General features: G+C 70.7%; 18 protein-coding genes. 7 read left to right on the top strand and 11 right to left on the bottom strand.

Annotated features, from left to right (window positions below; genetic code table 11):
* Positions 1-85 precede the first annotated feature (85 nt).
* Positions 86-1,216 (top strand): phosphoserine transaminase, encoded by a 1,131-nt coding sequence (gene serC / locus KUV85_RS16345; protein WP_219960945.1) that lies wholly within the window; start codon positions 86-88, stop codon positions 1,214-1,216.
* 12 nt (positions 1,217-1,228) lie between these two features.
* Here serC and KUV85_RS16340 read toward each other — a convergent pair whose 3' ends face one another.
* From KUV85_RS16340 to KUV85_RS16330, 3 genes are read right to left on the bottom strand one after another with little or no spacing between them, the layout of a single operon-like run.
* On the bottom strand, positions 1,229-1,726 hold the full coding sequence (locus tag KUV85_RS16340; protein WP_219960944.1) for a macro domain-containing protein: 498 nt from the start codon (positions 1,724-1,726) through the stop codon (positions 1,229-1,231).
* 10 nt (positions 1,727-1,736) lie between these two features.
* Complete coding sequence (locus tag KUV85_RS16335) at positions 1,737-2,723, bottom strand: hypothetical protein (protein WP_219960943.1); 987 nt, start codon at positions 2,721-2,723, stop codon at positions 1,737-1,739.
* On the bottom strand, positions 2,720-4,000 hold the full coding sequence (locus tag KUV85_RS16330) for an SAM-dependent methyltransferase (protein WP_219960942.1): 1,281 nt from the start codon (positions 3,998-4,000) through the stop codon (positions 2,720-2,722). The genes KUV85_RS16335 and KUV85_RS16330 overlap by 4 nt, the downstream gene beginning before the upstream one ends.
* Positions 4,001-4,348: 348 nt before the next feature.
* Here KUV85_RS16330 and KUV85_RS16325 point away from each other — a divergent pair, with 348 nt between their 5' ends.
* From KUV85_RS16325 to KUV85_RS16310, 4 genes are all read left to right on the top strand, one after another.
* On the top strand, positions 4,349-4,879 hold the full coding sequence (locus KUV85_RS16325) for a hypothetical protein (protein ID WP_219960941.1): 531 nt from the start codon (positions 4,349-4,351) through the stop codon (positions 4,877-4,879).
* Between the two features lie 136 nt (positions 4,880-5,015).
* Positions 5,016-5,333 (top strand): YebY family protein, encoded by a 318-nt coding sequence (locus KUV85_RS16320; RefSeq protein WP_219960940.1) that lies wholly within the window; start codon positions 5,016-5,018, stop codon positions 5,331-5,333.
* A gap of 106 nt (positions 5,334-5,439) precedes the next feature.
* The gene (locus KUV85_RS16315) at positions 5,440-5,772 is read left to right on the top strand and encodes a hypothetical protein (protein ID WP_219960939.1); all 333 of its coding nucleotides are present in this window, start codon (positions 5,440-5,442) and stop codon (positions 5,770-5,772) included.
* Positions 5,773-6,059: 287 nt separating this feature from the next.
* Positions 6,060-7,439 carry an HNH endonuclease signature motif containing protein gene (locus KUV85_RS16310; protein WP_219960938.1) on the top strand — a complete coding sequence of 460 codons (1,380 nt, stop codon included), beginning with the start codon at positions 6,060-6,062 and terminating at the stop codon, positions 7,437-7,439.
* Between the two features lie 36 nt (positions 7,440-7,475).
* Here the strand turns inward: KUV85_RS16310 and KUV85_RS16305 are convergent, their stop codons facing one another.
* The 3 genes from KUV85_RS16305 to KUV85_RS16295 are packed head-to-tail and all read right to left on the bottom strand — an operon-like array spanning position 7,476 to position 12,062.
* Entirely contained in the window at positions 7,476-10,292 is a 2,817-nt protein-coding gene (locus KUV85_RS16305; RefSeq protein ID WP_219960937.1) for an FAD-binding and (Fe-S)-binding domain-containing protein, read from the bottom strand.
* Entirely contained in the window at positions 10,289-10,792 is a 504-nt protein-coding gene (locus KUV85_RS16300) for a DUF1648 domain-containing protein (protein WP_219960936.1), read from the bottom strand. The genes KUV85_RS16305 and KUV85_RS16300 overlap by 4 nt, the downstream gene beginning before the upstream one ends.
* 1 nt (position 10,793) lies before the next feature.
* Positions 10,794-12,062 carry a hydroxyacid-oxoacid transhydrogenase gene (locus tag KUV85_RS16295; protein ID WP_219960935.1) on the bottom strand — a complete coding sequence of 423 codons (1,269 nt, stop codon included), beginning with the start codon at positions 12,060-12,062 and terminating at the stop codon, positions 10,794-10,796.
* Positions 12,063-12,194: 132 nt separating this feature from the next.
* Between KUV85_RS16295 and KUV85_RS16290 the strand changes: the two genes are divergently transcribed.
* Positions 12,195-12,965, top strand: coding sequence for a hypothetical protein (locus KUV85_RS16290; RefSeq protein ID WP_219960934.1), 771 nt, complete (start codon positions 12,195-12,197; stop codon positions 12,963-12,965).
* A 36-nt stretch (positions 12,966-13,001) separates the two neighbouring features.
* Complete coding sequence (locus tag KUV85_RS16285) at positions 13,002-13,706, top strand: class F sortase (protein WP_237690309.1); 705 nt, start codon at positions 13,002-13,004, stop codon at positions 13,704-13,706.
* Between the two features lie 13 nt (positions 13,707-13,719).
* Here the strand turns inward: KUV85_RS16285 and KUV85_RS17650 are convergent, their stop codons facing one another.
* The 5 genes from KUV85_RS17650 to KUV85_RS16260 form a co-directional block, all read right to left on the bottom strand.
* Positions 13,720-14,601, bottom strand: a complete 882-nt coding sequence (locus tag KUV85_RS17650; RefSeq protein WP_219960932.1) for an NUDIX domain-containing protein — start codon at positions 14,599-14,601, stop codon at positions 13,720-13,722.
* 66 nt (positions 14,602-14,667) lie between these two features.
* A complete protein-coding gene (locus tag KUV85_RS16275) occupies positions 14,668-15,969 on the bottom strand; it encodes a geranylgeranyl reductase family protein (RefSeq protein ID WP_237690163.1) in 1,302 nt (433 codons plus the stop codon).
* A gap of 13 nt (positions 15,970-15,982) precedes the next feature.
* Positions 15,983-16,897 (bottom strand): glycerophosphodiester phosphodiesterase family protein, encoded by a 915-nt coding sequence (locus tag KUV85_RS16270; protein ID WP_219960930.1) that lies wholly within the window; start codon positions 16,895-16,897, stop codon positions 15,983-15,985.
* A 137-nt stretch (positions 16,898-17,034) separates the two neighbouring features.
* Positions 17,035-20,913: a DNA-directed RNA polymerase subunit beta' gene (locus KUV85_RS16265; protein ID WP_219960929.1), complete on the bottom strand. Its 3,879-nt coding sequence runs from the start codon at positions 20,911-20,913 to the stop codon at positions 17,035-17,037.
* A gap of 57 nt (positions 20,914-20,970) precedes the next feature.
* A complete protein-coding gene (locus KUV85_RS16260) occupies positions 20,971-24,462 on the bottom strand; it encodes a DNA-directed RNA polymerase subunit beta (protein WP_237690162.1) in 3,492 nt (1,163 codons plus the stop codon).
* Positions 24,463-24,549: the final 87 nt, after the last annotated feature.

Raw genomic sequence — 24,549 nt, 5'->3', positions numbered from 1 at the left:
CTCCCCCGCGGGCTGACACAATAGGCACCACCTGACAGTGTCGTCAGCGCAGGTTCGCATCCATCAGCTGACGAAAGGCGCCCCCGTGACCGACGCTCCCGGGCCCGCACTGCAGATCCCCGCCGACCTCAAGCCGGCCGACGGCCGGTTCGGCGCCGGCCCGTCGAAGATCCAGACCGGTCACCTCGACGCGCTGGCCGCCACCGGCACCTCCCTGCTCGGCACCTCGCACCGCCAGGCGCCGGTGAAGGACACCGTGGGTCGGGTGCGCGACGGGCTGGCCGAGCTGTTCGGGCTCCCCGAGGGCTACCAGGTGGTGCTCGGCAACGGCGGCGCCACGGCGTTCTGGGACATCGCGACCTTCTGCCTGGTCGACCAGCGCTCGCAGCACCTGAGCTTCGGTGAGTTCTCCTCGAAGTTCGCCGCGGCGGTCGACAGCGCGCCGTGGCTCGAGGCATCGGTCATCAGCGCCGACCCCGGCTCGCGCCCCCAGCCGAAGGCCGAACCCGGCGTCGACGCCTACGCCTGGGCCCACAACGAGACCTCGACCGCCGTGATGGCGCCGGTGGAGCGGCCCACGGGCACCGACGACGGGGCGCTGGTCCTGGTCGACGCCACCTCCGGCGCCGGAGGGCTGCCCGTCGACCTCCGCGAGGTCGACGTCTACTACTTCGCCCCGCAGAAGTGCTTCGCCTCCGACGGCGGACTGTGGATCGCCATCATGTCGCCGGCCGCGCTGGAGCGCGTCGCGCGGCTCAAGGAGTCCGGCCGCCACATCCCGGCGTTCCTCGACCTGCAGACCGCGATCGAGAACTCGGCCAAGAACCAGACCTACAACACGCCCTCGGTCGCGACACTGTTCCTGATGGCCGAGCAGCTGGACTGGATGAACGCCAACGGACGGCTGCCCGGCATGGTGCAGCGCACCTCGGCCTCGGCCACCGCGCTCTACGACTGGGCCGAGCGCACCAGCTGGGCCACGCCGTACGTCGCCGACCCGGCCCACCGCTCCCTGGTGATCGGGACGATCGACTTCGACGAGTCCATCGACGCCGCAGGCATCGCAGCCACGCTGCGCGCCAACGGCATCGTCGACACCGAGCCCTACCGCAAGCTCGGCCGCAACCAGCTGCGGATCGCGATGTACCCCGCGATCGACCCCGCCGACGTCGAGGCGCTCACCCGCTGCATCGACCACGTGGTCGAGCAGGGCTGAGCCGGCCCGGAGTCAGCGCCCCAGCGCCTGCCGGGCGACGTCGTACGCCGCCTCGCCGAAGGCGACGAAGCGGGCCTCCTCGACCACGGTGCCCATGCCCTCGAAGGCCTCCAGGGCCGCCGTGATCGACTCCTCGGCCGACCACCCGTAGACCCCGGCCCCGACGAGCGGGAACGCCACCGTGCGCGCACCGAGCTCGCCGGCGACACCCAGGCACCGGGCGTAGCAGGAGACCAGCAGCGAGCGGTCGTCCTCGCCGGCGTGCCGGTTGGGGCCGACGGTGTGGATGACCCAGCGGGCGGGCATCTCCCCCGCGGTGGTCCATCCGGCGTCGCCGGTGGCGAGGCCGTCGGGGAAGCGTGCCTCGCAGTCGGCCAGCACGGCCGGTCCACCGGCGGCGTGGATCGCGCCGTCGACGCCCCCTCCGCCACGCATGGCGCGGTTGGCCGCGTTGACGACGGCGTCGACCTGCTGGGTGGTGATGTCACCGGTCACGACGGTGGTCTGCATGCCTCTCTCCTCACTCCTCGCGGAAGAACCCTGCCCGCACGAGCCGGACTGCGCCGTACAGCACGACCAGGCCCATGCCGCCCATGAAGAAGTAGGGCCAGACCGGCTCGTTCGCCTCCTCCGCCGCGGCGGCCTCGGCCCGTGCGCGTGCCTCGGCGTCGGGGTCGGGCTCGATGCCGCGGACGAGGTCGTCCAGCTCGCGGGGCAGCGTCACCCGCAGCACCGGCTGGTCGAGGCCCTCGCTGCTGAGGAGGAGCCGGCTGCGCTGGTCGACGGCGGCCGACTCGCCCTGCTTCTGGTCGGGCAACGCCACCTCGGCGACCTCCTCCAGGTCCGGCCAGGTGTAGACGACGGCCTTGGCGTAGCCGCGGATCAGCACGTGCTTGCCGTCGGGGAAGAACTCACCGCCGGTCGCGACGCCCATCACCTGCCCGACGCCACGCATCCGGTTGACACCGTCGGGGTCCGGGTCCTCCGGCACGGCGTAGATGCGGCCCGACACGGCCTCCTTGGTGACCACGTAGACGCGTCCCGTGCGGGGGTGGCGCAGCAGCGCCTCGGCGTCGTGGCGTCCGTCGGGATAGTCCAGCTCGTAGGAGGCGGAGACGGCCGTGCGCTCGCCGGGCCCGATGGGCACCCGGTGCACCTGGATCGACTCCCGACCGCCGAAGTTGTCGCCGATGTCGCCGACCCACACCTCGCCGTCGCCGGCGGGGGCGAGCGCCTCGACGTCGTAGAACGCCAGCGGCCAGCGGGTGACGCCCACCGTCTCCCCCGTCTCCGGGTCGACGGTGAAGAGCCGGGAGGTGTCGCCGGAGTCGTTGACGGTGATGACGTAGCCGTCCTGGATCGCCAGGCCGCTGGACTCCACGATCTCGGTGTCGGTGAAGGTGAAGAGCTCCTCGGTCGAGGGCTCCGGCGAGGCGGGATCCGCGACGGCCGCCATCGGCAGCGCCACGACCAGCAGGACCGCGGCGAGCGCGGCGCGGGCCGTCACGGGCGCTCCGCGAGCAACGCGGCCAGCCGCGGCCGCACGCCCCACGGGGTCACGAGGGCGTCGTACTCCTCGGCCGCGGCCGCGTCAGTGCCGTTGCCCCGGACGCCGCGGAGCAGGGTGTTGCGCGGCGTGTGCTGGCTGTCGACGAACTCCATCACGTCGGTGCGGTAGCCCTCGCGGCGCAGCAGCAGCGAACGCACCGCGTCGGTGAGGGTGTCGGCGAGCCGCTCGCGGAGGATGCCGTGCCGCACCAGCTCGGCGTACGCCGGCGGTGGGGTCCCGCGACGGAGTTGCGCGGCGATGTCGTGGTGGCAGCAGGGCGCGGCGAGGACCAGCGGCGCCTGCCAGGCCACGGCGCGGGCGAGCGCCTCGTCGGTGGCGGTGTCGCAGGCGTGGAGGGCGAGGACGACGTCGGGCTCGGTGACCGGCTGCGGGAGCGTGGACAGGTCGGCCTCGGCGATGCTGCCCACGACGAACGAGGCGTCCAGGTCCAGCTCCTCGGCGACGGCGGCGTTGTGGTCGCGCGACTGCTGCTTGACGTCGACGCCGATGACGCGGACCGGCAGCGAGCGGTGGGCGGTCAGGTAGCGCTGGGCGGCGAAGGTCAGGTAGCCGTTGCCGCAGCCGAGGTCGACGATGCGCAGCGGGTCCTCCGGCGTGGGGCGTCGCAGCTGCTTGCCCAGGGCGTCGTCGATCGAGGCGTCCAGGATCCGCAGGAACTCCTCGACCTGGCGGTACTTCGCCTGCCGGCTGGGCTTGATGCGGCCGCGCTCGTCGGCGATGCCGAGCCGCGCCAGCAGCGGGTCGTCGGCCGGCAGCAGCCGCCGCTTCGCGCGGTCGTGGCTGCGATCGGGTTCGGTGCGACCGGGGGTCGAGCCGTCACCGGTGGTCGAGCCTGTCGCCGTGTCCTGAGCCTGTCGAAGGGAGACCCGTCGCGTGTGCACCAGCGCCTCACCCCGCTTGGTGATCCGCACCTGCTGGTGATGGTCCGTGCCATCGACGTGCCAGTTGCCGAACGGCTCGGCCATGAGCTCGGCGAGCACCGTGTCGACGTCGTCGCCGGGCGCGTGGTTGGCGGTGTGGGCCTGGGTGTCGTCGTAGCGGGTGACCTGCAGGCGGCGCCCGGCCCTGAGGTCGACCCACCGCAGCTCCACGCGCTTCCACGCCGGTGTCGTTCCCTTGCGGCGGCCCGACGCCACTGCCCGTAGCAGGGTGGCGTCGTCGAGCACCTGGCGGCGTACGTCGTCCAGGGCGTCGGCGAGCGTCCGTCGCGCCACGGCTCAGCCCACGATCGCCGCGACGACGACGATCACGAGCAACGCGATCAGCGCGGCGGGGATCACGAGACGGCGATGGCGGGGGTTCACGTCACCAGATTACGGCGGAGCCCACCGGTGACGAGGGTCGAGGTGCGACGAACGCCAGCGACGACGCCGTCTCCGGGTGCCGCTGGCCGACATCGGGCGGCGGCTGATCCACTGAGTCACACACGGCGGCATCGCTCGGTCGTCGTCGTTCTCCGATCATTGAGCGAGCGGTCTACTGGCCTGCGTGTGCCGCAAGCGGATGGGCACGCGAACATCGAACCGTGTCCAAGTCCTTTCGTCGCTGGCAGAATGAGTCCCGTGTCAGAGGTGGAGAGTTCGCGGGTCGCGCTCTTGCTGCCGGGGCGTGGCTACACAGTGGATCATCCTGCCCTGTACTACGCGGCCGAGGTGGCGCGTGAGCTTGGATGGCGTGCCGACTCTGTCAGTTGGGACGCGACGGATCTATCGGATCAGCAAGTCGTCGCCCACGGCCGGGCTGCTGTCTCGGCGCTCCGTCCCGACAGGGACGTCGTGATCGGCAAGTCGCTCGGCTCGCTGCTCTTGCCGGACGCCGTGGACCGGGGGGTGCCGGGAGTGTGGCTTACCCCACTGCTGCATCGCGACGAGATTCGAGCCAGTGTCCTGCAGGGGATCGGGCCAGCGCTGCTCGTTGGTGGAAGCGCTGACGAATCGTGGGATTCAGGACTGGCGCACCAGAGCGGACACGTGGTGCACGAGCTTCGTGGAGGTGACCATCGACTCCAACTTCCGGGTGACGCGGTTGGTTCCGCTCGCTTTCTTGTCTCTCTTGTCGAGCAGGTGCGTAGCTTCCTCGTCGGACTCAGCTGAGAGCCCCAAACCTCTCGGCGCAGCGTGCCAGTACCCGATCGTCTAGTGGCTACAGGCGCAGCGAAGGACGCGACGAGGCCCCATCGGTCGGACGAAAGCCCCGGATGGGCCACGTTCGCGATGTAGCGTCACGGCCGTGCGGCGGCTACCAATCCTGGGCCTGACGCTCGTCCTCCCTGGCTGCTCACCTGACAAGGAGTTCGCGACGCGCGACGTCGACCGGGAGGACTACTGCAAGGCCTGGCCGTTGACAGTCGACGACGCCGTGCTCGCCTGCGAGCCGGGAGATGTCACGACCGTGACCGTGGATGGGAACTCCTATCGGCTGGACGAACTCCCCACCGTGCACGACGCCAGCTCCGGGCTGCTGCGCATCTGGGCAGTGAGACCGAGCGGCGGACCCCGTATGGATCTGTCGCCGTTGGCTCAGGGCGCGAAGGCTCTCTGTGATTGACGACCATCCGTGGCCCCGGCCTTGAGATCGGTGGTCGCAAGCCGATCGGTCAGTGCCACAGCCGAGATCGCGGCATGAGCGCTCGCAATATGTGAGGCTCCCGTACGTGACTGACGACGCGCTTCACAAGGCGATCCTCGACATTGGTCTGGAAGACGACATCCCCCTGTGGGAGATCGCGGACACGTGTCATTCCGCTGGGCTGATCGCCGACGGAACCGTAGGCATCGAGGTGCTTGCCACGGTTCTGTTGGACCTCGCGCGCAAAGACACGATCAGGGTTCTTGTAGGCCGCTGGAACGACCCTCAGCCTCGGTATGTGGGCGCCCGCGAGGCGGAGACCCTGCTCGCAGACACCCGCCGGTACGCCTCGTCCGAGGAGATCGCACACGATCTGGAGCGCGTCTACTACGTGAACGTGGACAACATCGTGGAGTGACCGCTCACCGGCATGCGGAGGTCCCGGTTGCCGAACGCTTTGCGGTGAGCCTCGCGGTCCGAGGGAGAGGTGCGGGCGTGAGTATCGGTCGGTGTGCCGGTTGACCCGTCCGCGTTACTGCCCGGGACTGGGGCGTCATTCGGGACGAGGTCGACGCCGCCCTGGCACTGCGCTGACTGGGCGGATCGACGCAACTGTCCGTGCACGATCAGCCACCCCGAATCGACCGTCCACAAGGGGGTCTTCGAGCCGGTAGCAATGTCGGTGCCCTCTGATCCAATAGGAATATGTCCACGCAGCCGACTCCCCACCGCGGCACCGCGGAGCTGCTCACGGTGCTGCGCGACCACGAGGACGTCAAGCGCGAGGCCGAGGTCGCCTCGGTCCGCACCATCGTTGCCTGGGCCGAAGTCAACACCGTCGAGACTCCCGAGGACGCCGCCACCCTCAGCGACGGATTCGTGGACACCGGGGTGCCGATCGCCGGCGACGGTGCGCCACTGGTGAGCGAGTTCGCGCTGATGGAGTTGTGTGCGGTGTTGGGCCGGTCGACCGCTGGTGGCCGGGAGTACGTCGGCAAGGTGCTCGAAACCGCCTACCGGCTCCCCAGCGTGTGGCAGGGCGTGCTCGAGGGTCGCGTTCCCGTCTGGCGTGCGCAGCGGATCGCCGACACTACCCGCCTGCTATCCGCCGAGGCGGCCGAGTACGTCGACCACCACCTCGCGACCTTCGCGGCCACCTGCACGTTCGCCCAGGTCGACCGGCTGGTCGAGGAGGCGCTCGCGAGGTTCGACCCCGAGACGGCTGAGGAGCGCCGTCGGGAGGCGGCCGAAGGGCGCCGGTTCGACGTCCACACCGACGACGCCGGCATCGAGGGCACCGTCGCCGTGGACGGTGTGCTGGACGTGGCCGACGCACTGGATCTGGACGCCGCCCTCGCTGAGCGGGCCACCGAGCTCGCCCAGCTCGGGTGTGAGGAGTCCCGCGACGTCCGTCGATCGATGGCCGCCGGCGACCTCGCCCGCGGCAACCAGTCGTTGGGGTTGGGACACGAGACCGGTGCGGCGGGTCTCGACACGCGCTCACTCGTCCCTCACGAGCGCGGCTCGACCACCAAGAACCGAACCACCACCACGAGCCGCCGCGCCGTCGACCTGCACGTCCATCTCACCGACACCGCCCTCACCACCGACGGCGTCGGGACCATCGGGCGGTTGGGCAACACCCGCACCCCCATCACCACCCAACAAATCCGCCACTGGTGCAGCGCACCCGGCACCACCATCATCGTCCGTCCGGTCATCGACCTCGCCGGCCACGAGCCGATCGAGGCCTACGAGATCCCTGACCGCCACCACCGCCAGGTCCGGCTCCGCGACCCCGTCTGTGCGTTCCCGCACTGCAACCGTCGCGCCGAACGCTGCGACACCGACCACGCGCAGCCCCACGCCGACGGCGGAGCCACGTGCCCCTGCAACCTGGTACCACTCTGCCGCGGACACCACCGCGCCAAGACCCACTCAGACTGGGGCTACACGATCCTCGACCCCGGCACCTACCTGTGGACCAGCCCGCACGGCCACCAGTTCCTGGTCGACCACCGCGGCACCCGCGACCTCGACCACGACCTCGACAGGCTCGACCACCGGCGGACGCACCGACATTGATCTCGCCCCGGACCCCGCCCGCGAGCGGGGCCCTCGTCATGCCGTCGGCACTTCAGTGGCGGCACGAGACGCGAAGAGCTCGGCCAAGTGCTGCGCTCGGACACCGGCGAGGTCGTCCAGCTGGAGTTGGCACGACATCCCGTCGGCCAGGACCACCGTCTGCGCGTCGGCGGCCAGCGCGTCGCGGACCGCCGGCAGCAGGTGGGTCTCCGCGACCGCGACGGAGGTCTCGTAGTGGCCCTGCTCGACGCCCCAGTTGCCCGCGAGGCCGCAACAGCCCTTGACCCGGGTCACGTCCGCGCCGGCCCGCCGCAGCAGCGCCTCGTCGGCCCCCCACCCGATGACCGCGTGGTGGTGGCAGTGCGGCTGCGCAACGACGCGCACGCCCGTGAGGTCCGGCAACGGCAGGTCCAGCCGCTCGACCAGCTCGGCAAAGCTGAGCACCCCGTCAGCGACCTGCTCGACGGCGTCCCCCTCGAGCAGCTCCCGCGCGTCAGTGCGCAGCGACGCCAGGCACGACGGCTCGATCGCGAGCACCGGTGCGCCGCCGGCGACGTACGGCGCCAGTCGCTCGACCGCGTCGCCGAGGATCCCGCGCGCCGCGTCCAGCTGGCCCGTCGTGACCCACGGCAGCGCACAGCAGGCCCGCTCGTCGATGACCCGCACCGACAGGCCCACCGCACGGAGGTACTCGATCGCGGCCAACCCGGACTCGGGCAGGAAGTGGTTGGTGAAGGAGTCCGCCCAGACCCACACGTCGGGGCGCTCGACGGGCTCGACCTCCCGCGCAGACCGGCGCAGCGTACGCCGCGCGAAGGTCGGCAGCGAGCGCCGCTGGTCCACGCCCGCGACGGCCTTGGCCATCCGGGCGACCGGGCCGATGCGGAGGCTCGCGTTGGCCACGCGGGCCACCGGTGCCGTCATCCGCGCCCACCGGGGCAGCTGCCCGAGGGTGTAGTGGCTCCGCGGACGACTCAGCCGGCGGCGGCCGCGGTATGACTGGTGCAGCACCTCGGACTTGTAGGTCGCCATGTCCACGCCGGTCGGGCAGTCCGAGGCACAGCCCTTGCACGACAGGCACAGGTCCAGCGCCTCGTGGACCGCCGGGTCGGTGACGCCGCCGAGCAGCGACCCGTCCAGCGCCTCCTGCAGCACCCGCGCGCGGCCGCGGGTCGCGTCCTTCTCCTCCCGCGTCGCGGCGTAGGACGGGCACATCACGCCACCGGGGCTCGGCGCCACGCACTTGCCGACACCGGTGCAGCGGTGCACCGCGTCGCCGAGCGAGCCGTCGTCGTGCAGCAGGCGCAGCGCCGTCGGCGGGTCGTGCCGGGGCCGCACCGGCCGCAGGTCGGCGTCGATGGGTGCCGGGTCGACGATGTTGCCCGGGTTGAGCAGGTTGTCGGGATCGCAGATCGCCTTGGCCGCACCGAAGAGCGCCAGCGAGGTGTCGTCGTACATCGTCGCGAGCAGCTCCGAGCGCTGCCGCCCGTCGCCGTGCTCGCCGGACAGCGACCCGCCGTACTCGGTGAGTCGCGAGGCGCACGCCTGGAGGAACGCGCGGTAGGTGCCCGTGCTCGACGGGTCCCCGGCCGCGAACGGGAAGTCGATGCGCACGTGCAGGCAGCCGTCGCCGAAGTGGCCGTACGGGATGCCCTCCAGGCCGTGGTCCGCCAGCAGCACGTCGAAGTCGCGCAGCCAGTCGCCCAGCCGCTCCGGCGGCACCGCGGCGTCCTCCCACCCCGAGTACGCCGGCGTCGCCAGGCTGCGGGCGGCCAGGCCCGCGCCGTCCTCGCGGATCCGCCACAACGCGGCGGCCTCACCGCCGTCGCGCACCAGCCGCGCGTCGAGGGCCCCGGACTCCGCCTGCACCGTCGCCAGCACCTCGGCGGCGTCGGCGCCGGTCGCCTCACAGAACAGCCACCCCGAGCCCCGCGGCAGCTCGGGTACGCCGCCCCGTTGCGCCACGAGGTCCACGATGCGCGCGTCGATGCCCTCGCAGGCGATGAGGCGACCCGGCGCGGCCGCGAGCAGCGCGGGCACCGCATCGGCCGCCTCGGGCATCGACGGGTAGCCCAGCACGAGCAGCAGTCGCTCCTCGTCGTCGGGGACGAGGTCGACCGTCGCCTCCAGCACCGTGGCCAGCGTGCCCTCGGTGCCGACCAGGAACCGGTCCAGCCGCCGGCCCTGCTCGGGCAGCAGGTGCTCCAGCGAGTAGCCGCTGACCTGCCGGGAGAAGCGGCCGAAGTGGGTGCGGACGTGGCCGAGCTGGTCCTCGACCATCCGCGTCAACGCCTCACCGGCCGCGCCCGCGGGGGCGCCCGGCCCGGCCGTGACGACCTCGCCGGTGCCGAACGCGACCCGCAGCTGCTCGACGTTGTCGGCCGTGCGGCCATAACCCAGCGCCCGCGAGCCGCAGGCGTTGTTGCCGATCATCCCGCCGATCGTGCAGCGGGTGTGGGTGGACGGGTCGGGGCCGAACCGCAGCCCGTGCGGCGCGGCGGCGGCCTGCAGCCGGGCGTGCACCAGGCCGGGCTCGATCCGCGCGGTCCGCGCCTCGGGGTCGATCTCCAGGACCCGGTTGAGGTGGCGCACGGTGTCGATGACGATGCCGGGACCGACCGCATTGCCGGCGATGGAGGTGCCCGCACCGCGCATGGTCACCGGCACCCCGAGCTCGCGGGAGGCATCGAGGACCGCCAGCACCTCGTCGGTGTCGCGCGGCCGCGCGACCGCCTGCGGCAGGACGCGGTAGAGCGAGGCGTCGGAGGAGTAGAGCGCCCGGGCGAGGTCGGAGTCGTCGACGTCGGTCACCCCGCGTCGCCGCAGTGCCGCCACCAGCTCGGACGTGCTCATTCCTGGCTCCCGTCGGGTCGGTAGCGCCACACCGTCAACCAGGCGGTGTAGCCGAGGATCACGACCACCAGCAGCAGCACGGCCGCCATGGTCACCGGGTCCATCCGCGGATCGTCCTGCCGGCTCGTGCGCACCAGGGCGAGTTGCACCAGCGTCAGCAGCGCCATGGTCAGCCCGCCGACCACGAGGAGGTCGCCCCGCAGCATGTCACGTGCCCGCGCCACCCGCTCCGGGGTGGCCGTCCACCAGTCCTTGTGGGGCAGGTTCACCCAGCTGGCCGCGAGCCGGGCACGCCCCACGAGCCAGGCGCCGCCGCCGAGCACCGCCGTCATGAGGATCCCGAGGGCAGCGAGCAGGACGAGCGCCTCGCCCCGACTCCCCCAGTTGTCCACCTCGCCGGTCAGGCCGAAGTGCAGCGCGACCCGATCGGGCAGCGCGCGGAACGCCCATCCCCACACGACGGCGTACGCCGCCACGGTGAGCCAGAAGAAGGTCCGCACGTCACCAATGTTCCATGGAGCCGCTGATGACCTGCGCGAGGTCCTCCCCCGTGACCGGCTTGGGCGCGGTGTCGAGCAGCCGCTGCTGCTTGAGAGCGCCCTCCACGAGGTCATCGACGTCGCCGTGGCCGTAGCCGACCTCGGCCAGTCCGTTGGGGAGTCCGATGTCGCGCATCAGCCGGGTCAGTACGTCGGGCAGCACGCCGGGGCCGTCGCCGTCGACCGACGGGTCCAGCAGGTGCGCTGCCCGCACGTGCCGACCGGGGGCGGCGTCGAAGGTGAACCGGAACGCCGCTGGAGCGGTGAGGCCCACGGCCATGCCGTGCGGCACGATCGGCGCACCCGGCGGGTAGTCGGCCGGGACGTAGTCGCGGACGCGGCCCGCGATCGGGTAGGCGTTGGCGTGCGGGATGTGCACGCCGGCGTTGCCGAACCCGAGCCCGGCGAAGGTCGCGGCGAGTGCGAGCTCCTCCCGGGCCGCGGTGTCGTCACCGTCGTTGACGGCGCGGCGGAAGGCCCCGGCGAGCAGGCCCATCGCGCGCTCGGACCACAGGTCGGCGATCGGGTTCGCACCGCAGTAGGGCACCCGCTGCTCGGGCTGCTTGGCGTCGTACGAGGCGTACCACCGGGCCGTGTAGCTCTCCAGGGCGTGGCACAGGATGTCCATGCCCGCCGCCGCGGTGACCCCGGCGGGCTGGGTCGCGCTCAGCTGCGGGTCCACCACGGCCAGCCGCGGCCGCAGCGCAGGGTGGCTGATGCCGGTCTTGACCTTCAGCGACAGCACGTCGAGCACGCAGATGGTCGTGGACTCGCTGCCCGTGCCGGTGGTCGTCGGCACCGCCACGAGCGGCAGCAGCGGCTCGCTCGGCGCCCTCCCCTGGCCGACCGGCGCGTTGAGGTAGTCCATGAGCTCGCCGGGATTGGTGGCGAGCAGGCAGATCGCCTTGGCGGTGTCGATGGAGGACCCGCCGCCGACCGCGACGACCGCGTCGAAGGGCCCCTCGTCGCTCGCGAACCCGACCGCCTCGGCCAGCGACTCGTCGGTCGGCTCCACGTGCGTGCCGTCGTACGTCGTCACGTCCAGTCCGCGCGAGGTCATCGCCTCCGCGACCCGCGCCGGATGACCGGCCGCGGCCACGCCGGCGTCGGTCACCAGCAGCACGCGACGCACGCCCCACGCGGTGAGGTCGTGCCCGATCTCGAGCGCGGCACCGCGGCCGAACTTCAGGTCGGGAGAGGCATAGGTGAACACGGTCTCGGTGGGGTGCACGGTCCCACCGTAACGAGGCGCCGAACTTTTCCTCGGGAACGACCAATCCGGATCGCGACTCCCCTCCGAACCCCGTGTGACCGAGACAACACCCAGGTGGGACTCGGCCCACCGATGCGGAGGAGTCACATCATGCGAACGTCACTTCGACTCGCCGGGGCCATGGCCGCGGCGGCACTGCCACTGGCCATGTTCCCGGCGGCAGCACAGGCCGACCACGCCAACGGCGAGTACAGCTCCCGACTGGACCCCCAGAACGGCTCCGGGGGCTCCGGCATGGTCACCGTCAGCATCGACGGCGACCAGGCCACGGTGAACCTCAACTACGACGGCCTCGCCGAGCAGTTCGACGGCGGACCGTTCCCCCACGTGCAGCACATCCACATCGGTGGCCAGGGCACCTGCCCCACTCCCGCTGACGACGAGAACGGTGACGGCGTGGTCAGCACGCCCGAGGGCCAGGCCTCCTACGGCGGCATCGGCACCACGCTCTCCACCAAGGGCAGCACCGGCCCCGAGGAGGGCACCAACATCCAGCTCGCCCCCGGTGGCGGCAGCGCCGACTACAGCCGGACGTTCACGATGAACGACGACACGCTCGACGCCCTCGCCAACGGTTCGGGCGTCGTCGTGGTGCACGGGCTGGACCCGTCCACGCTGAGCCAGGAGGCCCAGAACGCCAAGAGCCCGCTCGTCCCGGAGCTGCCGCTGGCCGCGACGGCACCGGCGCTGTGCGGTTCGATCGCCACGATGCCCTCCGGTGGCGTCGCGACCGGTAGCGGCTCGACCTCCGGCATGGAGGACCTCGGCCTGCTCGGCGGAGGCGCTGCACTCGTGCTCGGCGGAGGCGCGCTGTACGCCGCCAACCGTCGCTTCCGCACGGACGCGGTCGAGGCCCGCTGACCGACTCGGGACAAGGACTCGGTGCCGGGCGTGACCATGCGGAGCAAGCGGGCGATCAGCCTGATCGCCGTGGTGACGGTCGCGCTCGGCACCGTGCTCATCGGGTGGGCACTGGTCCACCAGCAGCGCACGTCTGACCCACCGGCCGCGGTCGGCACCGTCGATCCCGACCGGACGTCCCCGACCCCCGTGGACCCACCCCCCTCGTCCACGGACGGAGCGCGCGGCGGCGCGGACTCGGGGCAGGAGGCGTCCGGAGAGGCGCCCCTCCCCCTCTCGCCGCCGCGTCGCCTCGAGATCCCCGCCATCGACGTCGACACCGCGGTGCACCCGATCGGCAAGAACCCCGACGGCACCCTCGCGGTGCCCCAGCCCGGGCCGCGGCTCGACGAGGCCGCGTGGTTCGAGGAGTCACCCTCACCGGGCCAGCTCGGCCCGTCGATCATCGAGGGCCACGTCGACACCGAGCAGGGGCCGTCGGTCTTCGCCGACCTCGCCACGCTGCGCCCCGGCGACGAGATCACCGTGACCCGCCGCGACGGCGTGGTCGCCACCTTCACCGTCGACGCCCTGCGCGACGTCGAGAAGGCCTCCTTCCCCACCGAGCTGGTCTACGGTGGCAAGGACCTGGGGTCCTCGACGCTGCGGCTGATCACCTGCAGCATGTTCGACCCCGACATCGGCACCCACGTGGGCAACACCGTGGTCTTCGCCTCGCTCTCCGACGTCACGCGCTCCTGACGCGGTACGCCGCTCAGCGGTCCTCGCGGGCGGCCGCGACCGCCGCTCGCACCAGCGAGAACAGCGGCCGCTCACCGGCCTGTATCTCGGCCAGCGGGACCCACTCCACGGCGTCGGTGGTGCCGTCGACCTCCAGCACCTGCGGCGCCACACCGTCGGGCACCGTCGCCCGGTAGATGACGTAGAGGCCGTGGAAGTCCTCGGTGCGCCCGTTGGGGCCGGTGCCGGTGAGGTGGAGGGCGTCGACGGTCAGCAGGTCGCCGATCTTGCCGTCCAGGCCGGTCTCCTCGTGCAGCTCCCGCCGGGCCGCGTCCTCGGGGTGCTCGCCGTGGTCGATCCCGCCTCCCGGGAGCGTCCAGCTGCCGACCCCGACCCCTCGCGGGGAGATGCGGGTGAGCAACACGTGGTCGTCGCGCTCGACGTAGGCGTAGGCGCCGGTGCGCTGGTAGCGGTGGTGCCCGTGCGCCCGGAGCGCCTCCACGACGACGCTGACGGTGGGGATGGTGCCGTCGAGCACCTCCGACAGCGGACGCCAGGCGGCCTCCGCGGTGGACCCGTCGACCTCCACGACCCGCGGGGCGGGCGAGTCGACCGGCACCCAGCCCTCGTAGACGATGCGCAGCGAGTGGGCGTCGACCCGGCGGCCGCGGCGCCAGGTGTCGGGCATGTGCAGGGAGAACACCTGGGCCTCGTGGCCGACGGTCGCCGACAGCCCGGTCTCCTCGTGCACCTCCCGCACGACGGCCTCCCGGGGGTCCTCCCCGTGCTCGACGCCGCCGCCGGGCAGGCCCCACAGCTCCTGCTTGGTCACGCGGGAGGAGAGGCGGGTCAACAGCACCTGGTCCTCGCGGATGATGACGGCGTACGCCGCCACCCGTTGAACCCGCTGCGCCATCTCGTCCTCCTGTCCTGGTCCCACCCTACGGAGCCGACCGACACCGGTCCGGCACATCGGGGCGGGTCAGTGGAACGGCGGTCGGGCGTCGCGGAGGACCGAACGTCGCCCGGCCCAGCGCCACACCCGGGCGGCCCGGTCGCGGTCCTCGTCGGTGACGAGGTTGCCCATCCAGCGCAGTGCGAGCGTCATCAGCCACGTCGAGCGCATCCCGGCGGGTCCGAGCGTGGGCAGCAGTCCGGGCACGGTGACCAGTCCGGCCAGCCGGCGCGCGATCGAGAACGCCTCCCCGTAGTGCTCGTGCAGCAGCGCCGGCCACCGGGTCGCGAGGTCGACGTCGGGGCCCTCGGCGAGCAGCTCGGCGACGAACCGGCCGCCCTCGAGCCCGTAGTCGATCCCCTCGCCGTTGAGCGGGTTGACGCACGCCGCGGCGTCACCGATCAGGGCCCAGTTGCGGCCGGCCACGTGGGAGACCGCACCACCCATCGGCAGCAGCGCCGAGGTGGGCATGCGCAGCTCCTCGCCCAGGCCGAACTCCGCACGTCGTTCGTCGGCGTAGAAGCCCATCAGCGGCTTGACCGCGACCTCGGCCGGGCGCTTGGCGGTCGCGAGCGTCCCCACGCCGAGGTTGACCTCACCGGCGTCCTTGCCGAGCGGGAAGAGCCAGCCGTAGCCGGACAGCAGGTCGCCGTCGCGGCCGCGCAGCTCCAGGTGCGAGCTGATCCAGGGGTCGTCGGCGCGCGTGGAGGCGACGTAGGACCGCCCGGCGACGCCGTAGACGGTCTCGCGGTGCCACTGCCGCCCCAGCACCTTCCCGAGCCCCGACCGGACACCGTCGGCCACCACGAGCCGCCGGCACGCGATCTCGACCAGCTCGGTGCCGCCGCCGTCCCCGTTGGTCGCGCCGTCGCCGTTGGTCGAGCCGGTCGAGACCTTGAACACCACCGCGGCCACCCGGTCGCCCTCCATCCGCACGTCGACGGCCTTGGCGCCGTCGACCGGGACGGCGCCGGCTTTCACCGCGACCGAGCGCAGGTGGTCGTCGAGCTCGGTGCGCGCGACCGCGCTCCCCCAGTCCGGCAGCTCACCGCTGGGCCAGCGCAGGTGCAGGGTCTGGCCGAACCCGTGGGCGCGCAGGCCCTGGTTGACCGTGTGGGCGCGCAGCCAGTCCTCCAGTCCGAGGCGCTGCAGCTCGCCGATGGCACGCGGCGTCAGGCCGTCACCGCAGGTCTTGTCGCGGGGGAACACCGCCGCGTCCGCGAGCACGACGTCGAGCCCGTGGCGGGCCGCCCACGCGGCGGCCGCCGAACCTGCCGGGCCGGCGCCGACGACCAGGACGTCGGTGCGCTGCGGGGTGCCGTGACTCACGCGGACAATCTTCTCAGGCGGGCGGGGACCGCACGTACGCCGGTGGCAGTTCCAGCCCGTGCGCATCCATCACGTCGCGCGCCCGGTCCGGGTGGTCGGTGATGAAACCGTCGACGCCGAGTCCGATGAGCCACGCCATCAGGGCGGCGTCGTTGACGGTGTAGGGCACCACCAGCAGGCCCTGCTCGTGGGCCGCCTCGACGAGCTCGGCGGTGGTGAACGGCACGTGGGAGCGGCCACCGGGACCGTCGGCGTACGTCCCGTGGACGGGTGAGACGGCCGCGGCGCCGATCGAGGCCGCAGCGGCGACGTACTTGTGCTGCACCGACCCGGCGAAGTCGTCGATGTCCAGGCCGCCGAGCCACGGCGAAGCACCGCGCCGACCCACCTCGAGCCGGTCCTCGTGACTGAGGACGTACGTCGCCACCTCCGGCGCCACGTCCGACACCCGCCGCAGGGCGGCCCAGTCGAAGCTCTGGATGGTGCTGCACCCGAGGATGCCGGCGGCGTCGAGCTCGGCCAGCACGACGTCGACGAACTCCGCGGCGTCGGCACTCGTGCCGGGACGGGTGACCGCGACCTTGAGCTCGACGTTGCAGCGCACGGTGTCCGCGGCGACCGCGCGCAGTAGGTCTGCCACCTCCGAGAGCAGCGGCATGCGCGCACCGGGGGCGAGTGCCTGCTCCGGGTGCCGGGGATCGCGCACCGACCCGACGTCGAGGGAACGGGCCTCGGCCAGCGTGAGGTCACGGATCCGGTGGCCGCCGTGGTCGGCGTCGTGGGCGATCACGGCGCGTCCGTCCGCGGTGACCTGCACGTCGAACTCCAGGGTGCTGACGCCCACGGCGAGTGCCCGCTCGAACGCGGCCAGCGTGTTCTCCACCGTCAGCGCGAGCCCGCCACGGTGGGCCTGCAGGTCGAAGTGCACGGGGTCAGCCTGCCGCAGGTCACGTGGCCGCGGGCGCTTGGCTGGTCTCGATACGCCGAAGGCCCTCCCGAGCAAGCTCGGAAGGGCCTTCGTCTACTCGACCTGGTTCCTTGGCACCAGAGTCGATCGCTCCGCGATCAACTCTGGTAGGAACCAAAGTCGAAGTCGTCCAGTGCCACGGCCTGGCTGCCCGCAGCGTCGCCGAACTCGTAGTCGTAGGAGTCGTAGCCGGTGACGGCGTACGCCGCCTGCCGGGCCTCCTCGGTCGGCTCGACGCGGATGCTGCGGTAGCGCTCCAGGCCGGTGCCCGCCGGGATCAGCTTGCCGATGATCACGTTCTCCTTCAGGCCACGCAGGCTGTCGGAGCGACCGTTGATCGCGGCGTCGGTGAGCACCCGGGTGGTCTCCTGGAAGGAGGCCGCCGAGAGCCACGAGTCCGTCGCGAGCGAGGCCTTGGTGATGCCCATGAGCTCGGGACGACCCGAGGCCGGCTTGCCGCCCTCGGAGACCGCGCGACGGTTCTGCTCCTCGAAGAGGACCCGGTCGACCAGGTCCGAGGGCAGCAGCGTGGTGTCACCCGACTCCAGCACGGTGATCCGGCGCAGCATCTGCCGCACGATGATCTCGATGTGCTTGTCGTGGATCGACACGCCCTGGCTGCGGTAGACCTCCTGGACCTCGTCCACCAGGTGCTGCTGGGTCTTCTTCGGACCCAGGATCCGCAGGACCTCCTTGGGGTCGGGGGTACCGGCGGTCAGCATCTGGCCGACCTCGACGTGCTGGCCGTCGGCCACCTCGAGCCGCGAGCGGCGGTTGACCTGGTACTCCATGACGTCGGAGCCGTCGTCGGGCGTGATCTTGACGATCCGCGCCTTGTCGGTCTCCTCGATCTCGACCCGGCCGGCGACCTCGGTGATCGGGGCGACACCCTTGGGGGTGCGCGCCTCGAACAGCTCGACCACACGGGGCAGACCCTGCGTGATGTCGTCGGCGGAGGCCACACCACCGGTGTGGAAGGTCCGCATCGTCAGCTGCGTGCCGGGCTCACCGATGGACTGGGCCGCGATGATGCCGACCGCCTCACCGATGTCGACCAGCTTGCCGGTGGCCAGCGAGCGGCCGTAGCACTTCGCGCAGGTACCGGTGCGGGCGTCACAGGTGAGCACCGAACGCACGGTCACCTCGGTGATGCCCGCCTCGACCAGCTGGTCGATCTTGACATCGCCCAGGTCGTCACCCGCCGCGACCAGCACCTCGCCGGTCTCGGGGTGGGGCACGTCCACGGCCGAGGCACGGGCGTACGCCGCGGTCTCGGCGTGCTCGTGCTTGACCACGTTCCCGTCGGTGGCGACACCGATCTGCTTGACCATGCCGCGCTCGGTGCCGCAGTCGTCCTCACGGATGATGACGTCCTGCGAGACGTCGACCAGACGACGGGTGAGGTACCCGGAGTCGGCGGTCCGCAGCGCGGTGTCGGCGAGACCCTTGCGGGCACCGTGGGTGGAGATGAAGTACTCCAGCACCGAGAGGCCCTCGCGGAAGTTCGCCTTGATCGGCCGCGGGATGATCTCGCCCTTCGGGTTGGCCACCAGGCCTCGCATGGCGCCGACCTGACGGATCTGGTTCATGTTTCCCGAACCGCCGGAGTGGACCATCATCGCGATGGAGTTGCTGTCGGGCAGCGCCTCCTCCATCGCAGCACCCACCTTGGAGGACGCCTCGGTCCAGATCTCGATGAGCTCCTGGCGGCGCTCGTCGTCGGTGACGAGTCCGCGCTCGAACTGCTTCTGGATCTTGGCGGCCTTCTCCTCGTAGCCGGAGAGGATCTCGGCCTTCGCGTCGGGCGTGACGACGTCGTCGATGGAGACGGTGACACCGGACCAGGTGGCCCAGTTGAAGCCCGCGTCCTTCAACGCGTCCAGCGAGGCGGCGACCTGCACCTTGTCGTAGCGCTCGGCGAGGTCGTTGATGATCGCGCCCAGCTGCTTCTTGCCGACCTCGGAGTTCACGTACGGGTAGTCCGCGGGGAGCGTGTCGTTGAACAGCGCCCGGCCCAGGGTCGTCTCGATCGTCGCCGGCGTACCGGCCTCCCAGCCCTCGGGGGCGGGGACGTCGTCGGAGGGGACGATGTCGGGGAAGCGGATCCGGACCCGCGACTGCAGCGTGATCTCCTTGCGGTCGAAGGCCATGATCGCCTCGGCGGCCGAGGCGAACGAACGACCCTCGCCGGGCTCACCCTCGCGGTCGGTGGTGAGCCAGTACAGGCCCACGACCTGGTCCTGCGACGGCATCGTCACCGGACGGCCGTCGGAGGGCTTGAGGATGTTGTTGGTCGACAGCATCAGGATCCGGGCCTCGGCCTGCGCCTCGGCCGACAGCGGCAGGTGGACCGCCATCTGGTCACCGTCGAAGTCGGCGTTGAACGCGCCGCACACCAGCGGGTGGATCTGGATGGCCTTGCCCTCGACCAGCTGCGGCTCGAAGGCCTGGATGCCGAGGCGGTGCAGCGTGGGCGCACGGTTGAGCAGCACCGGGTGCTCGGTGATGACCTCTTCCAGGACGTCCCACACGACCGGCTTGGCGCGCTCGACCATCCGCTTGGCGGACTTGATGTTCTGCGCGTGCGACAGGTCGACCAGCCGCTTCATCACGAACGGCTTGAACAGCTCCAGCGCCATCTGCTTGGGCAGGCCGCACTGGTGCAGCTTCAGCTGCGGACCGGAGATGATGACCGAACGGCCCGAGTAGTCCACGCGCTTGCCGAGCAGGTTCTGGCGGAAGCGACCCTGCTTGCCCTTGAGCATGTCCGAGAGCGACTTCAGCGGCCGGTTGCCCGGGCCGGTGACGGGACGACCGCGACGACCGTTGTCGAACAGCGAGTCGACGGCCTCCTGCAGCATCCGCTTCTCGTTGTTGACGATGATCTCCGGCGCACCGAGGTCGAGCAGGCGCTTGAGCCGGTTGTTGCGGTTGATCACGCGGCGGTACAGGTCGTTGAGGTCGGAGGTCGCGAAGCGGCCACCGTCCAGCTGCACCATCGGACGCAGGTCCGGCGGGATGACCGGCACCGCGCCGAGCACCATGCCGGCGGGGTGGTTGCCGGTCTTGCGGAAGGCCTCGACGACCTTGAGGCGCTTGAGGGCGCGGACCTTGCGCTGACCCTTGCCGTTGGCGATGACCTCGCGGAGGTTCTCGACCTCGGCCTCGATGTCGAAGTTCTCCAGGCGCTTCTGGATCGCCGTGGCGCCCATGTGGCCCTCGAAGTACTTGCCGAACCAGCCCTTCATCTCGCGGTAGAGCATCTCGTCGCCCATGAGGTCCTGGACCTCGAGGTTGCGGAAGGTCTCCCAGACCTCCTCCAGGCGCGCGATCTCGCCCTCGGAGCGCTTGCGAATCTGGTTCATCTCCCGCTCGGCGCCGTCCTTGAGCTTGCGCTTGGCGTCGGCCTTCGCACCCTCGGCCTCGAGCTCGGCCAGGTCGGCCTCGAGCTTCTGGCTGCGGTCCTCGATGGCCACGTTGAGGCGGTCCTCGAGCATCTTGCGCTGCTGGCCGATCTTGCTCTCCAACGAGGACAGGTCGCGGTGGCGCGCGTCCTTGTCGACGTCGGTGATCATGTACGCCGCGAAGTAGATGACCTTCTCCAGGTCCTTCGGGGCGAGGTCGAGCAGGTAGCCGAGCCGGCTCGGCACACCCTTGAAGTACCAGATGTGGGTCACCGGGGCGGCGAGCTCGATGTGGCCCATCCGCTCACGACGCACCTTGGAGCGGGTGACCTCCACGCCGCACCGCTCGCAGATGATGCCCTTGAAGCGCACGCGCTTGTACTTGCCGCAGTAGCACTCCCAGTCCCGGGTGGGACCGAAGATCTTCTCGCAGAACAGGCCGTCACGCTCGGGCTTGAGCGTGCGGTAGTTGATGGTCTCGGGCTTCTTGACCTCGCCGTGGCTCCAGGTGCGGATGTCGTCCGCGCCTGCGAGGCCGATCTGGAGCTGGTCGAAGAAGTTGACGTCAAGCACTTGGCTGATTCCTTCGCTTGGTTCGAGTCTTAAGAGTCATTTGAGTGAGCGGGTCGCTCACACTTCTTCGACCGTGTTGGGCTCACGGCGGGAGAGGTCGATGCCGAGCTCCTCCGCGGCGCGGAACACGTCGTCCTCGGAGTCACGCATCTCGATCGCGGTGCCGTCCTCGCTGAGGACCTCCACGTTCAGCGACAGCGACTGCATCTCCTTGACGAGCACCTTGAAGGACTCCGGGATGCCCGAGTCGGGGATGTTCTCGCCCTTCACGATGGCCTCGTAGACCTTCACGCGGCCCGCGACGTCGTCGGACTTGATCGTCAGCAGCTCCTGCAGGGCGTAGGCGGCGCCGTACGCCTCCATCGCCCAGACCTCCATCTCACCGAAGCGCTGGCCACCGAACTGGGCCTTACCGCCGAGCGGCTGCTGGGTGATCATGGAGTACGGACCCGTCGACCGCGCGTGGATCTTGTCGTCCACGAGGTGGTGGAGCTTGAGGATGTACATGTAGCCCACCGACACCGGGTCCGGGTACGGCTCGCCGGAGCGACCGTCGAACAGGTTGGCCTTGCCGTCGCCACCCATGAGGCGTACGCCGTCACGGTTGGGCAGCGCGCTGCCGAGCAGGCCGGTGATCTCGTCCTCACGCGCACCGTCGAAGACGGGGGTGGCGACCTTGCTGTCGCCCTCCACCTTGTCGGCGTGGATGTCGATCAGCCGCTGCTTCCAGTCGGCGTTGTCGGGGTCGTCGGACAGGTTGAGGTCCCACCCCTGCTTGGCCAGCCAGCCCAGGTGCAGCTCGAGCACCTGGCCGATGTTCATCCGGCGCGGCACGCCCAGCGGGTTCAGCACGACGTCGACCGGGGTGCCGTCCTCCATGAACGGCATGTCCTCGGTGGGCAGGATCTTGGCGATCACGCCCTTGTTGCCGTGCCGGCCGGCGAGCTTGTCACCGACGGAGATCTTGCGCTTCTGCGCGACGTAGACCCGCACCAGCTGGTTGACGCCCGGGGGCAGCTCGTCGCCGTCCTCGCGGTCGAAGACCCGCACGCCGATGACGGTGCCGGACTCGCCGTGCGGCACCTTCATCGAGGTGTCGCGGACCTCGCGGGCCTTCTCACCGAAGATCGCGCGCAGCAGCCGCTCCTCCGGCGTCAGCTCGGTCTCACCCTTGGGGGTGACCTTGCCGACGAGGATGTCGCCCGGCGAGACCTCCGCACCGATGCGGATGATGCCGCGCTCGTCCAGGTCGGCGAGGGTCTCCTCGCTGACGTTGGGGATGTCGCGGGTGATCTCCTCCGGCCCCAGCTTGGTGTCGCGGGCGTCGACCTCGTGCTCCTCGATGTGGATCGAGGTGAGGACGTCCTCCTGCACCAGGCGCTGGCTGAGGATGATCGCGTCCTCGTAGTTGTGGCCCTGCCAGGACATGAACGCCACCAGCAGGTTCTGGCCGAGCGCCATCTCCGCGTTGTCGGTGCTGGGACCGTCGGCGATCGGCGAACCGACCTCGACGCGGTCGCCGGCGTCGACCAGCGGGGACTGGTTGATGCAGGTGCCCTGGTTGGACCGACGGAACTTCGCCATCTTGTAGCTGACGTGGGTGCCGTCGTCGTTCATGACCTCGATGAGGTCGGCGGTCACGCTCTTCACCACACCGGCGGACTCGGCGACCATCACGTCACCGGCGTCGATGGCGGCGCGGCGCTCCACACCGGTGCCGACGAACGGGCTGTCGGCCTTGATCAGCGGGACGGCCTGGCGCTGCATGTTGGCGCCCATGAGCGCACGGTTGGCGTCGTCGTGCTCGAGGAAGGGGATCAACGCGGTCGCCACCGACACCATCTGGCGCGGCGAGACGTCCATGTAGTCGATTTCCTCGCGCAGGATCTCGGAGACCTCCTGGTCGCGCTGGCGCACCAGGACCCGCTCGTTGACGAAGTTGCCCTGCTCGTCGATCTGCGCGTTGGCCTGCGCGATGACGTAGCGGTCCTCGTCGTCGGCGGTCAGGTAGTGGATCTCGTCGGTGACGCGACCCTTCTCCACCACGCGGTACGGCGTCTCGACGAACCCGAACGGGTTGATCCGGCCGTAGGAGGCCAGCGACCCGATCAGACCGATGTTCGGGCCCTCCGGGGTCTCGATCGGGCACATCCGGCCGTAGTGCGACGGGTGGACGTCACGGACCTCCATGCCCGCGCGGTCACGGGACAGACCGCCGGGGCCGAGCGCGGAGAGCCGGCGCTTGTGCGTCAGGCCCGCGATCGGGTTCGTCTGGTCCATGAACTGCGAGAGCTGCGAGGTGCCGAAGAACTCCTTCAGCGCCGCGACGACCGGACGGATGTTGATCAGCGACTGCGGCGTGATGGCCTCGACGTCCTGGGTGGTCATCCGCTCGCGCACCACGCGCTCCATCCGCGCGAGTCCGGTGCGCAGCTGGTTCTGGATGAGCTCGCCGACGGTCCGCATGCGGCGGTTGCCGAAGTGGTCGATGTCGTCGAGGTCGAGGTAGATCTCCTCGCCCTCGGCGTCGGTGAGGTCCTCGCGGCCGTCGTGCAGCGCGACGAGGTAGCGGATCGTGGCGACCACGTCGGCGATGGTCAGCGTCTGCTGGTCGTAGGCCTGGCCGGCGCCGATCTTCTTGTTGACCTTGTAGCGACCGACCTTGGCCAGGTCGTAGCGCTTCGGGTTGAAGTAGTAGTTCTTCAACAGCGTCAGCGCGGCCTCGCGCGTCGGCGGCTCACCGGGACGCAGCTTGCGGTAGATGTCCAGCAGCGCCTCGTCGGCGCTGGTGGTGGCGTCCTTCTCCTCGGTGTACTGGATCGACTCGTACTGGCGCATCTCGGCCATGACCGCGTCGAAGTCGTACTCCTCGCCGATGTCCTCGGCGACGGCCTGCAGGGCCTTGAGCAGCACGATGACGTTCTGCTTGCGCTTGCGGTCGAGGCGGACGCCGACCAGGTCGCGCTTGTCGATCTCGAACTCGAGCCAGGCGCCGCGGCTCGGGATGAGCTTGGAGGTGTAGATGTCCTTGTCGGAGGTCTTGTCCGGGGTGCGCTCGAAGTACACGCCCGGGGACCGGACCAGCTGGGAGACGACGACACGCTCGGTGCCGTTGATGACGAAGGTGCCCTTGGGGGTCATGAGCGGGAACTCGCCCATGAAGACCGTCTGGCCCTTGATCTCGCCGGTCTCGTTGTTCATGAACTCGGCGGAGACGTAGAGCGGCGCGGAGTAGGTGAGGTCCTTCTCCTTGCACTCCTCGACCGAGTAGTTCGGGTCGTAGAAGACCGGGCTGTCGAACGAGAGCGACATGGTCTCGTTGAAGTCCTCGATCGGCGAGATCTCCTCGAAGATCTCGGCGAGGCCGGACTTGTCCGAGACGTCCTCACCACGGGAGCGTCGCTCCTCGACGCGACCCAGGTGGTCCTCGTTGCCGATCAGCCAGTCGAAACTGTCGGTCTGGAGGGAGAGGAGCTGCGGGAGCTCGAGCGGTTCGTTGATCTTCGCGAAAGAAATGCGGGTCTTACCGGGAGTGGTACGCGCGGCCAAGAGTGTTGTCCTTCGAGCGAATCGCTGTACGGAGGCGCCGGCCAACCACATTCATCGGCCACCGGACAGGCCAATGTGCATTTGAGG

This window comes from Nocardioides panacisoli, from assembly GCF_019448235.1.
Lineage (GTDB): Bacteria > Actinomycetota > Actinomycetes > Propionibacteriales > Nocardioidaceae > Nocardioides > Nocardioides panacisoli_A.
Note: the sequence above shows the minus strand (reverse complement) of the source record. Positions and strands in the feature narration are given on the sequence as shown.